A 12,891-nucleotide genomic window follows, 5' to 3' on the forward strand; every position below is an offset into this window, starting at 1 on the left:
TTAGTTTTTAATTTAATATATGTAAGTTTGAGTTGATTTCAAGTGAAGCTACGGAATAGCAAAATTACAGATATTTAATTTTATTGTAAAGGTAAACATGTTTACTTTTTGAGTAACATGTTCCTGAAAAGGTTAAACCTATTAACAATGTTTGTTTAAAATGTTATTCTAAGTTCAAGGTAATTACCAAGCAGAAAATTTAAAAGAGATAGGGGATATTAGAATGAAGGATAAGATTTTAGATAGTATGCAGAAATTTGCTAAAGCTATGATTGGACCAGTCTTATTTTTACCAATAGTAGGAATGTCAATTGCACTAACAGCTATACTTACCAATACAACTTTTGTTAGTGAAGGCGGAGTTATTTGGACAATAGGAAAATTCTTTAATGGGATGTTATCGCCTATTATGGGAAACTTAAGTATCCTATTTTGTGTTGGAATTGCCATAGGTATGGCTAAAAAGAAAAAAGCAGAAGCAGCTTTTGTAGCAATTATGTCCTATATATTATTTTTAGGAGCAAATAGTAAGTGGTTAGAATTATCGGGTAAATTAATAGCAGGTAATACTGCAAGTGAATTATATGGAACTGGACAAACAATTCAATTAGGTTTTCATGTAACAGATATGGGAGTTTTCCTAGGAATGATATTAGGAATAGCAGTAGCTGTAATTCATAATAAATACGTTAGCAAAGAATTTAAGGGTGCTATGGCATCTTATGGTAATAGTAAGTTTGTATTTATAATTATGATTCCAATAGTTGCGGCATTAAGTATATTAGCAACATATATTTGGCCAAGCATAGCTAATGGAATAACTGCTTTAACAGGGTTTATGAGTACAGCAGGTGCTTTAGGAGTATTTGTTTATGGATTCTTAAATAGATTCTTAGTACCTACAGGATTACATCATTTAATTTGGTCTCCATTCCTATATTCAGCAGTAGGAGATCAAATGATAATAAATGGAGAAAATGTTATAGGTGCTAAACCAGTATTCTTAGCATTACTGAATGATCCCACAATAACAATGATGCCGGATTCAGCAAGATTCTTAAATTATGGTTTAGTAAAAACATTTGGGGTTATTGGTGTAGCATTAGCATTTTATTATACAGCTAAGAAGATAAAACGTAAAAACTTAAAATCTCAATTAATTCCATCAACATTAACAGCAGTAATAGCAGGTATTACAGAACCGTTAGAATTTACATTTATTTTTGCAGCTCCATTATTATGGTTTGTATATTCTGTTATAGATGGATTCTTCCAAATGATAGTTTATGTACTTAATGTAAGAGTTTGTGCAACAAATGGTATTTTAGATTTTCTTGTAATAAATTTACCAGCAGGTATTGGAAAAACTCATTGGCCAATATATATCTTAGTAGGATTAGTTGAAATAGCAGTAATTTTTGTAGTATTTAAATTTATGATTGAAAAAATGAACTTAAAGACACCAGGTAGAGAAGATGATGATAATGATAGTACAATGGATTTAAAGGAAAATGCAGCAAAAGTTAAAAAAGAAATGAAGTCATCAAACAAAGAAATTGATAATACTGAAAATGATAGGGAAAAGGCTTTAACTATTATTAAAGCATTAGGTGGAAAAGAAAATATAGTAACTGTAGAAAATTGTTTTTCAAGACTTAGAGTAGATGTTATTGATGATACTGTAATCGATGAACAAACATTGAAAACTACAGGAGCATCAGGTGTAGTTAAGAAAGGAAAGAATATACAAGTTGTATATGGACTTTCAATAAATAAAATAAGAACAATAGTAGACGACGCATTAGAAATAGTAGAATAAGGAGGAATATTAGAAATGAAAAAATTTAAATTAGTTATAGTAGGTGGGGGAAGTACTTATACTCCAGGAATTGTTAAAAGCTTATTATCTAAAAAGGAAGAATTTAAAATAGATGAATTAAGATTATATGATATAAATGAAGAACGCCAAAATAAAGTAGGTGTAATAGTAAAAAAAGTTGTTGAAATGTTTGATCCAGAAGTGAAATTAATATTTACAACTAATCCAGAAGAAGCTTTTAATGACGCAGACTTTGTTTTTGCACAAATGCGTGTTGGTTTATACAAGATGAGAGAAATGGATGAGAAAATTCCATTAAAATATAATGTAGTTGGACAAGAAACTTGTGGACCAGGAGGATTAGCATATGGTTTAAGAACTATATATCCTATGGTTGAAATGATTGATTTCTGTGAAAAATATGCAAATAAGAACTATTGGATAGTAAACTATTCAAATCCAGCAGCTATTGTAGCAAAAGCAATGTATAAGCTAAGACCAAATGCAAGGATTTTAAATATATGTGATATGCCAGTTGCAATTATGAGAAATATGGCAAACATTTTAGATTGTGATAGACATGATATAGAAGCTGATTATTTTGGATTAAATCATTTTGGTTGGTTCACAAATATAAGAGTAAATGGAGAAGATAGAACAGAAGAACTTAAAAATTATGTTCTAGAACATGGATATTTACCTCCAGATTCAAGAAGTGAAGTAAGACATAATGATGCATCATGGCTTCATACATTTACTAATGCAAAACATATGATGCAAATGTTCCCTAAATATCTTCCTAACACATATATGCAATACTATTTACTAGGAGATGAGGTTGTTGGGCATTCTGACAAAAATCATACTAGAGCAAATGAAGTAATGGAAGGAAGAGAAAAGAAGATATTTGACTCAGTAGATGAATATACTGCTACTGGAGAAATTGATCTTTCACAATTCTTTACTGGAGTACATGGAGAATTTATAGTAGAAGTTGCTATGAGTTTAGCATTTGACCAAAGAAAAAGACATTTAGTTATGGTTGAAAATAATGGAGCTATTAAAAACTTACCAGATGACGCTATGGTTGAAATTCCAGCATATATAACTAAAGATGGTCCAGAAGCAGTTCGTGTTGGTGAAATTCCTACATTCTATAAAGGATTAATAGAGCAACAAGAAGCTAGTGAAAAGTTAGTTGTAGAAGCTGCAATTGAGGGTTCATATGAAAAGGCTCTTATGGCATTTACAATGAATAAGACAATTCCATCAGCATTTGTAGCTAAGCAAATATTAGATGAAATGATCGAGGCTAATAAAGAATACTGGCCAGAATTAAAGTAATACAAAAAGATACTACAAAAAGATACTCTTTATTAATTGATAAAGAGTATCTTTTTGTAAGGTGTAAATAAAAATCAATAAGGAACTGTCTCACAAATGTATTTTAAATTATCTGTGTAGATAGTTCCTTTATTTTTTATTTCTTTAATTTAAGTTCATTTTTACATAAATAACATCCTATAAATGCAGTAATTGGAACGGCTAGTACTATACCTATACTTCCAGATAAACCTTGAATTATTTCAATTCCTAAAAGGTCTAAATTTATCAATTTATTAAAAGGCATATTTGCTGAAAATACTAATATTAAAATACTTAAGGAGCCACCAGCAAATGCTAAAATTAATGTATTAGTCATTGTTCCAATAGTATCTTTACCTATGTTCATAGCACTTTTAAATAAATCATTAAAGCTTATTTTATCGTTTACTTTATGAATTTCAAATATTGATGAAGCAATTGACATTGCAATATCCATTACAGCTCCAAGAGTTGCAACTAATATTCCAGTAAACATTATTCCTTTAAGTTTTAACCCCGTATCTTCAGCAATATATGCTAAACTTTCTGCTTCACTCATATTTAAGCCTGAAAGATTTGTTAATGATCCGAAAACATAAGCAATTAATCCTGCAATGATAACACCTGAAACCGTACCTAAAATTGCAGTCAAGGTCTTTTTGTTGAATCCAGATACTAGTATAAGTGTTACAGTTATACTCAATATACTCATTAGAATTCCAGAGAGTATTGGATCCACACCTCGAAGCATTAAAGGAACCATTAAATATACACAACATATTAAAGTGAAAATTAGAGCTACTAAAGATTTAACACCTTTAAATCCACCTATTACAACAACTGATAAAATAAATACTGCTATTAATAAATAAATCATATTACTTCGATCATAACTATATAAATTCATTTGAGTAGAACCATCTTTTTCAATAACGCCTACTATTACTTTAGTACCTTCTTTAACTTTTAAATTATATAATCTGCTTATTGGATTTTCTATTTCAAATGTATTACCAGAATAAGGCTTTGATGAAATTTTAACTAGTATCTTTTGAAATCCTACTTCAACATCTTCTATATAAGGATCTTTTGTCAAATCTTCACTTAAAACTTCTGTAACAACAGCATTATAGTATTTCATATTGCCATTATATTTATCAGGTAAAAATCCACTGCTAAATATAGATTTTGAAATAATAATTAAAATAATACTAAAAAATATAACTCCCAATAATAAAATAAGATTTTCATTTGATTTAGCTTTTACAAAACCTTGTCTTTTTTTGCTTTTCCCACCCTTTTTACCCATATTATCCTCCAAAGTAATATACTTACTATAATAATTATATTACAGTAAATTTAAAAGGTAAATTAGAGCATTAAATATTATTTAAAGTAATTTAACTATATATTTTAGTTAACAGTTAAAACTATAAGTAAAATAGCAGGATTGAAAATAGATAGAGTAATTAATTCTTATATTAGTTGTCAGATACTAACATTATTTAAATAGTATTAATTACATATGGTTAGATAAAGATTAGATTTTATTGTAGTTTATATATAAATTTCATCAAATAGTGCTTTAAGGTGGATAATATTGTATTATAATGTAATAAGATTGAAATTATAGCTTATAAGGAGAGAGTATGATAAATATATTAATTGTTGATGATGAAAAAGAAATTGTAGATTTAATTGATCTATATTTAAGAAATAAAGGGTATTCCATATTTAAAGCTTATGAAGGAAAAGAGGCATTGAATATTTTAAGCTCAGAAAATATTAAATTGGTAATTCTGGATTTAATGATGCCAGGAATAGATGGATATGCCATAATAAACAAAATTAGAAGTACTAGTAATATACCAATAATAATTATATCAGCAAAATGTGAGAATCATGATAAAGTTATAGGGTTAGACATAGGAGCTGATGATTATATAACGAAGCCCTTTGACCCTTTAGAGCTAATAGCTAGAGTTAATGCACAGTTAAGAAGATGTTATTCATTAAATATAAGGGATAATGTTGATAATGTTATAAGTAGTAGGGATTTAATATTAGATAAAGAGAAAGTTGTTGTAACTAAAGCTGGAAGGGAGGTTCAGCTAACCCTAAAGGAATTTAAATTATTACAGTTATTTATGGAAAATAAAAATAAAGTTTTAACAAAGAAAAGGATATTCGAAAATGTCTGGAATGAAGAATATCTATACGATGATAATGTAATAATGGTACATATAAGTAATTTAAGAGATAAAATTGAAGATGATAATAAAGAAGATAAATATATAAAAACAATAAGAGGAATAGGTTACAGATTTGAAGATAAGTAATTTTCTTAAAAACAGAAGTTTAAGCAGAATTTTTGTTATTAATTACATATATACCATAATAATTTTTATAATAGCTTTAATATTATTTATTATCATTTCAATTTTGGGGATTATATCTAATATGCATTTGACAAAAGAAGAAGAAAGGTTGATGGAAGAAGAATTCTTTGTTCAAAACTATGAAAATCTTAATATTAATGGAATATTAGAAGTTGGTGGATGGATAGAAACTATAGAAAATAATAAGGTCGTTAATGTAATTGGAGAAAAAAAAGATAATATAAATGATTATAGTTTATTAAATTTTATAAATTTTTATGAAGATCAATTAAAAAAAGAAGAGAAGTTTTTTGATTCAAAAGTGTACAAGCAGGATAGTAAATTATATATAGTAAAAATTCCTAATAGTGAATTCTTTTTAAAGAAACAATTGAAAGAAAAAAGCTTAGGAAGAAGAGTTCTTGAAACTATAAGATATTCATTAGTTGTAGCAATTATATTTATGGTTTTATCATTATGGGGTGTTTATTATAAATATATAAAAAAAATTAGAGGACCTTTAAATCAAATAAATTTAGGTATAGAAAAGATGAGTAAAGGAAACTTATCAGTAAGATTGGATTTTGAAGGATATAAAGAAATAGATAGCATAAGAGATAGCTTTAATTATATGGTAAAGGAAATTAAATTAGCTAATGAAAATAAAGATAAGATTGAAAAAAGTAAAAGGGATATGATAAGAGATATAGCTCATGATATAAAAACGCCAATAACATCAATTATGGGATACTCAAAGGCTTTAAATGACGGAACTGTAAAAGATTTTGATGAGAAAAGAATTTATTTAGATTATATTTATAATAAAACATCAAGATTAAACTATTTAGTAAATGAGCTTTTTATATTTACAAAATTAGATAGTATAGATTATAAATTAAATATTAAGCAAAAAGATATTTGCGAATTTTTACGAGGTATAGTAGCACTTTATTATGGAGAAATTGAGGAGGCAGAATTTAACTTAGAGATAGATATTCAAGAAGAGCCTATTTACTATAAATTTGACCCTAAAGAATTAGAAAGAGCTATAGGTAATTTAATTATTAATTCCTTAAAATATAATGAAAAAGATACAACTTTATTTATTGAACTTAGGAGTAATGAAGAAGAGATAGAGATTATAATTAGAGATAATGGAGCAGGAATTAAAAAAGAAATACGAGATAAAGTTTTTGAGGAATTTGTAAGAGGAGATATGTCTAGAGAATCTAGTGGAGGTAGCGGGCTTGGATTAGTTATTACTAAAAAGATTATTGAATTACATAAAGGAAAAATTATTTTGAATTCTAAGGAAGGACTTGGAAGCGAGTTTAAGATAATTTTTAAAAAATATAAATAAATATATCTTATTATAGTTATCTTTATTTTCTAAGGATTAAACAAAACTTAAGATAAACTTAAGGTAAGTAATATTGTAGTTATTTTATGGAAGTAGTACTATAAAAATGAATATTTTGGAAAGAGAGGATAATGATGGAAAATTATGTTGAAAAGAAAAGAGTAGGTGCCGGTATTATTACAATGTCTGTACTTTATTTGATAGGACAAACATTTGTCATATTAGGCTCTTTATTCGATATCCTTTTTGAGGAGCAAGCAAATAAAATTTTAGCTGAGACAGGAATTGGAGGCCAAGTAAATATAGTCCAGGTTACAATAACATTAGTTATATCATTAATAATAACTATATCAATAATATTAATTTTATGTAAAAAGCCAACAGGAGCATTTTTATTTATAGGTATAGAGGTATTATCATTTATTTATTCAGCAATAATTTCTGGAGTGAGTTTATTAACACCATTAAATTTAATTTTTCCAGGGTTAATGATTTTCTTTATTTATAAGAAGAAAGATATTTATTTTGTTAAATAATAATATGAAAATAGAAGAAACTAGTGGGTTAAAATTTAAAGGCAGTAGCATTATGAGTAATGAGCAAAAAATAATTTTAGATAAGTCTATGGAGCGTTAAATTAAGTCTTTGTTAAAGATGGAGAGCATATTGAAAAAGAGAAAGAAAGAGTAAGTAAGCCATAAGCGCTTAAGAAAGAAGCTTAAGATAAATATTTTGATGGAATTAAAAAAGTAGAAGGAGTAAAGATTACTAAAAAAGATAGTGATGTAAAAGCAAGTATAAAAGAAATAGAAAATACTTTAAATTCAATTTAGGGAAATAGGATAAAAGATAAATATGAAATAATAGATACAAGTGGAATAGTAAATTTACTTGGGGAGTACTTAATACTATAACTATGTTCATTGCATCTATTGCAGGTATTTTTTTATTTAAATCATATAATATATTTATAACTATTTGGAGGTATTATTTATGTTTAGACCAATTTAACTTAGATTCTAAATTCATTTTAACCTTTTTATAAAGGTTTATTTGTTATGTTTTTAGGAGGAAGTTAAATTGAATAGTAAAAGAAATATATATTTAATGAATCTTATAGTATTTTTACAGGGATTCGTATTTTATGCTCCAATAGCTACGATATTTAGAGAAAATAGAGGAATATCATTATCGCAAATTTTCTTAATCGAATCTATTTCTATGGTTTTAATAGTAGTATTAGAAATACCTTGGGGAATTTTTGCGGATAGATTTGGATATAAGAAAACATTAATAATATCAAATCTTATATTTTTTATATCTAAAATTATATTTTTAAAGGCAAATTCATTTTTAATGTTTTTATTTGAAAGAGTATTGCTATCTATATCAATATCAGGTTTATCAGGATGTGACTGTAGTTTAATATATTTATCAATTAATGATGAGGAAAATAGTGAGAGGATATTTGCTAGATATGAATGGTTTTCAACTATAGGTTTTTTATTAGGATCAATAATGTCAACTTATATAATTAATATATCATTAGATTTAACTGCTTATTACACTATAATTCCTTACGGACTAGCTTTTTTAGTATCTTTATTTTTAATTGATGTTAAAAATGAAATAGTCAAAAAAGAAAGTATAAAAGATAACCTTAAGATTGTATTAGCTAATACATCAATAATAATATTTATAGTTGGTATTTCTTTAATTAGTGAAGTAGTTCAAAGTATAACTGTATATTTAAACCAAGAACAATATATTAAAAGTGGAATCGATATTAAATACTTTGGTATTTTATTAGTAGCAATTCAAGTGATGAAATTAATATCAATAAAATCTTATAAACTAAGTAATATGATTGGCCAAAAGAAATCAATAATATTATTAGTAACATTGATATTAATAAATGCATCTATATTAATAATTATAAGTAATCGAATATTGAGTTTCTTATGTATAGCTTTAATTTCTATTTGTATGGCAGTAGCGGAACCAATGATAATAGATATAAAAAATAAATCTATATTTTCTAGAAACAGAGCAACTATTTTATCTATATATTCTATGATCGGAAGTATTATATCAGCAGCTATTAACCCACTTATAGGAGTTGTATCAAACTCATCATTAGAAAATGGATTAGTTATTTGTGCTTTAATTAGCTTAGCTTCAATAATTTTAATTGGATATTTTATAAAGATTACTAATATTGAATAAAAATAATTCAATTTTATGTTGACGATAAATAATTTTTATCATATATTATATGTAGATAGATTTTAAAATAAAGTGAGGTATTTTTGTGAGTGTGTAGTATCTAAAATAGTAACTTAATATTAATTCTAAAAAATAGGGTGGTATACCTTTATTTGTTGTGGAATTAATAAAACTATAATAGATACAAGTCCACGAATATACTTTTTGGGTGTTTTATATACCTTTATTAGTGTTGAATTTATAGCTGTGGAAGTATCCATAGCTTTTTTATTTTGTATAAATTTATTTTTATTTTAAATTATGGCCTATAAAAATATAAGAAATATATTATTTAAAATCTATCTGAAGTTCGTAGACTTGTAAATAATACAAGGAAGGTTTTTTGATATGAATAAAAGTACACTAGAAAAATTACACTATTATAAATTAAAAGAAATTATTAAGGGGTATTGCGTTAGTGGTTTAGGTAAAGCCTTAATTGATAAGCTTGAGCCTAGTGATAATATGAAGATTGTAGAACAAAGGTTGGAGGAAACATCAGAAGGACGAAGGTTATTAGATGCATCTTATCATATACCATTAGAAGGAATTTTTGATGTAGTACCACTTATTGAAAAGATTGATAAGGGGGCATCATTAGATCCAAATGAATTAGTAATGATATCTAATTTTTTAAGAGGATGTAGAAAAGTTAAATTATTTATAAAAGATAAAGAAGGGTATGCAAATACATTAAGCTCATATGGAGAAAATATTACAGATTTAAGCTATATAGAAGAGGAAATAAATAATTCGATTAAAGGTAGCACTGTTGATTCCAATGCCAGCAAAGAGCTTAAGAAAATAAGAAGGCATATTGATATTTGTGAAGGTAAAATAAAGGAAAGACTTGAAAAGTTTTTAAAGAATAGTGCTAATAGAGAATATATTCAAGAAAGTTTTATAAGTCAAAGAAATGGAAGATATACTATACCAATAAAGGCAGCTTTTAAAAATCAAGTTCAAGGAACTATAATTGAAACTTCAGCTAAAGGGTTAACTGTATTTATAGAGCCAAATGTAATAACAAAATATACAACAGAACTTGCAACATTAAAGATAGAAGAAAGCATTGAAGAATATAGGATTTTATCTACAATTACAGAAATGATTTATGAAAGAATGAGAGATTTGAAGATAAATATTGAAGTAATATCAGAGTATGACATGATTTGGGCAAAAGCTAAATATAGTCGTGAAATAAATGGAATTAAACCTAAGATAAATAATCATGGATATATAAAAATAGTAAAAGGAAAGTATCCATTAATAAAGGATGGAGTACCACTAGATTTTGAAATTGGAGAAGATTACAGAAGTTTAATAATTACTGGACCAAATGCTGGTGGGAAAACAGTTGTGTTAAAAACAGTAGGACTCTTAACTTTAGCAATTCAATCAGGATTTCATATAGGAGCAAAGGAAGGAACTGAAATATCTTTATTTAATAAGATATTTGTAGATATTGGAGATGATCAAAGCGTTGAAAATGCCCTAAGCACATTTTCATCTCATGTTAAGAATCTAGCAGGAATTTTAAAGGAAAGTAACAAATCTACTTTATTATTATTTGATGAAATAGGAAGTGGAACAGAACCAAATGAAGGTGCAGCACTTGCAATTGCTATATTAGAAGAATGTTATCATAAAGGGTGCATAACAGTTGCATCAACACATTATGGAGAAATAAAAAATTTCTCAAAGGAGCATCCTGATTTTGAAAATGCAGCTATGGAATTTAAAAAAGATACACTCGAGCCACTATATAAGCTTTCAATAGGAAAATCAGGAGATAGTAATGCTTTATATATTTCAAAAAAGATGGGAATAGATGCTAATATTATTGAGAAAGCAAGAAAGTATATAGACTCTAAAGAATATAACTATGACTTAGTTAAAGAAAGCAAAATTTCTAAAAAGAAAATTCAAAATAATCCAATTGAATATACTTCATATTCAATTGGAGATAAAGTTAGACTTTTAGATAACAACAAAGAGGCAATAGTATATAAGGAAATTAACGAACTAAACAATATAACAGTTCTATGTGATGGTGAATTTAGTGAAGTAAACTATAAAAGAATAAAGTTAGAAATAAAGGCAGAAGATCTTTATCCAGCAGGGTACGACTTAAATCAATTATTTGTAAGTTTTAAAGAAAGAAAGCTTGAAAGAGATATTGCAAGAGGCTCTAAAAAGGCTTTAAAGAAGATAAGAAAAGAATATTTTATAAAATAATCGTAAAGCTAGGAATCTAAGAGGGATTCCTAGCTTTTTAATATTTATTAATAGGTTTATAGTATATATAAATTTTAGAATGAACTGTTGATGATATAATAGTTATAAGGTTACAGTAGTTATAATATTAATTATATGCAAAAAGATCGTTTATTTATTGGCTTAAGGAGGAATATAAAGTGCTAGATTATGATTCATGTTTAAAGATAATAAATAGGTTGACACCGATATTTACCAAAGATGTAAATATTATAGGGTTGGACGGAATAATAATTGCATCAAGTAATAAAAAAAGGGAAAATACTTATCATGAAGCTGCAAGAATATGTGCTAGTAGTAATAGAAATATAATTATTACTACTAAGAATATGCATATGTATAGGGGGTGTAAGTGTGGTGTGAATATGCCAATTACTTATAATAATAAAGTTATAGGGGTAGTTGGAATAACTGGAACAGCAGAAGAAGTAATTCCATATGGACCTTTAATTAAAGAGTTAGTTGAAATGATTATAAATGAAATTGGTGTAGAAGCTCCTCAAAAGTCTCAAAAAAACAACCAGAAAATGTATTTTAAAGAAATAATACAGGGAATACAAAAGGAAGATTTAGAGTCATATAAAGCTAGAGCAAAATTATTAGAAATAGATATGAAAGTTTTACGTAAAATGGTTGTCTTTAAAATGTGTAATAATTATAAGAATAACTATAAAAAAATAGAGGATTTATTTAATAAATATTTATCTTCTTTGAATGTACTTGTATTAAATTTTAATAATGAAAGAATAGTATTATTGTTTAATAACAATATAGATATAAAAAGTTATATAAATGATTTAATTAGTAAAATGAAGTTAAGCAAAACAAATAATTATATTTTTATAATAGGTAAAGAATGTAAAGAAATCTTAGACTATGAAAGATCTTATTATCAAATTAGCTTAGTGGAGTCAATTGAAATTGGCAATAACTTTAAAAAAGTGATTGATGTAAATGAGTATGGTTTGAAATTGCTTATTAAGGGAATTTCAAGTGAGTATAGGAACAGGTATATAGAAGACTATTATTATGAAGTTTTCGAAGGTAAAAATAAAGCATCTAATGAAATGTTAAAAACTATAAAGGGATATTTTATTAATGATATGAATATAGGTGAAACGGCTAAAATTATGTATGTTCATAGAAATACCATTATGTATAGGCTAAATAAATTCAAAAAAATGTATGGAATAGATATAACTAAGCCATATGAATGTACAAAGATATATTTAGCGATATTGATATATGAAGAAAATATAAGAAAAATAGAATCTAATAATAAATAAAATATTATATTAAAAATTTTTGTGCATGGTAAACAAAAAAAAGATAAAAAGTGGTTTTAATTCTTATGCAGATAACACATTGAAAGTAGCTTTGTAAACAATTACTATATAGTTGTAGATCATAGAAGTTATGAGGTGGTG

9 protein-coding genes are annotated in these 12,891 nt (G+C 26.2%); 8 read left to right on the forward strand and 1 reads right to left on the reverse strand.

Annotated elements, in window-relative coordinates; translation table 11 throughout:
• Window positions 1-223: 223 nt before the first annotated feature.
• Window positions 224-1,819, forward strand: a complete 1,596-nt coding sequence (locus J7M87_RS11545; protein WP_291651197.1) for a PTS transporter subunit EIIC — start codon at window positions 224-226, stop codon at window positions 1,817-1,819.
• A gap of 15 nt (window positions 1,820-1,834) precedes the next feature.
• Window positions 1,835-3,163 (forward strand): 6-phospho-alpha-glucosidase, encoded by a 1,329-nt coding sequence (locus tag J7M87_RS11550; protein WP_291651198.1) that lies wholly within the window; start codon window positions 1,835-1,837, stop codon window positions 3,161-3,163.
• A 136-nt stretch (window positions 3,164-3,299) separates the two neighbouring features.
• Here the strand turns inward: J7M87_RS11550 and J7M87_RS11555 are convergent, their stop codons facing one another.
• Complete coding sequence (locus tag J7M87_RS11555) at window positions 3,300-4,493, reverse strand: YibE/F family protein (protein ID WP_291651199.1); 1,194 nt, start codon at window positions 4,491-4,493, stop codon at window positions 3,300-3,302.
• Window positions 4,494-4,833: 340 nt separating this feature from the next.
• On the opposite strand from J7M87_RS11555, the gene J7M87_RS11560 reads away from it, so the two are divergent.
• The 6 genes from J7M87_RS11560 (at window position 4,834) to J7M87_RS11585 (ending at window position 12,750) form a co-directional block, all read left to right on the forward strand.
• On the forward strand, window positions 4,834-5,523 hold the full coding sequence (locus J7M87_RS11560; RefSeq protein WP_291651200.1) for a response regulator transcription factor: 690 nt from the start codon (window positions 4,834-4,836) through the stop codon (window positions 5,521-5,523).
• A gap of 121 nt (window positions 5,524-5,644) precedes the next feature.
• Window positions 5,645-6,922 (forward strand): HAMP domain-containing sensor histidine kinase, encoded by a 1,278-nt coding sequence (locus J7M87_RS11565; RefSeq protein WP_291651201.1) that lies wholly within the window; start codon window positions 5,645-5,647, stop codon window positions 6,920-6,922.
• A 134-nt stretch (window positions 6,923-7,056) separates the two neighbouring features.
• The gene (locus tag J7M87_RS11570) at window positions 7,057-7,458 is read left to right on the forward strand and encodes a hypothetical protein (protein WP_291651202.1); all 402 of its coding nucleotides are present in this window, start codon (window positions 7,057-7,059) and stop codon (window positions 7,456-7,458) included.
• A gap of 544 nt (window positions 7,459-8,002) precedes the next feature.
• The gene (locus tag J7M87_RS11575) at window positions 8,003-9,148 is read left to right on the forward strand and encodes an MFS transporter (RefSeq protein ID WP_291651203.1); all 1,146 of its coding nucleotides are present in this window, start codon (window positions 8,003-8,005) and stop codon (window positions 9,146-9,148) included.
• Window positions 9,149-9,535: 387 nt separating this feature from the next.
• On the forward strand, window positions 9,536-11,425 hold the full coding sequence (locus tag J7M87_RS11580) for an endonuclease MutS2 (protein WP_291651204.1): 1,890 nt from the start codon (window positions 9,536-9,538) through the stop codon (window positions 11,423-11,425).
• 179 nt (window positions 11,426-11,604) lie between these two features.
• Window positions 11,605-12,750 (forward strand): sugar diacid recognition domain-containing protein, encoded by a 1,146-nt coding sequence (locus J7M87_RS11585; RefSeq protein ID WP_291651205.1) that lies wholly within the window; start codon window positions 11,605-11,607, stop codon window positions 12,748-12,750.
• Window positions 12,751-12,891: the final 141 nt, after the last annotated feature.

The sequence above is a fragment of the Clostridium sp. genome, assembly GCF_017888565.1.
GTDB lineage: Bacteria > Bacillota > Clostridia > Clostridiales > Clostridiaceae > Clostridium.

Coding starts and splice junctions, on each gene's coding strand:
- J7M87_RS11570 (WP_291651202.1), top strand. CDS start 7,057: ATGGAAAATTATGTTGAAAAGAAAAGAGTAGGTGCCGGTATTATTACA.
- J7M87_RS11560 (WP_291651200.1), top strand. CDS start 4,834: ATGATAAATATATTAATTGTTGATGATGAAAAAGAAATTGTAGATTTA.
- J7M87_RS11555 (WP_291651199.1), bottom strand. CDS start 4,493: ATGGGTAAAAAGGGTGGGAAAAGCAAAAAAAGACAAGGTTTTGTAAAA.
- J7M87_RS11550 (WP_291651198.1), top strand. CDS start 1,835: ATGAAAAAATTTAAATTAGTTATAGTAGGTGGGGGAAGTACTTATACT.
- J7M87_RS11545 (WP_291651197.1), top strand. CDS start 224: ATGAAGGATAAGATTTTAGATAGTATGCAGAAATTTGCTAAAGCTATG.
- J7M87_RS11565 (WP_291651201.1), top strand. CDS start 5,645: ATGCATTTGACAAAAGAAGAAGAAAGGTTGATGGAAGAAGAATTCTTT.
- J7M87_RS11580 (WP_291651204.1), top strand. CDS start 9,536: ATGAATAAAAGTACACTAGAAAAATTACACTATTATAAATTAAAAGAA.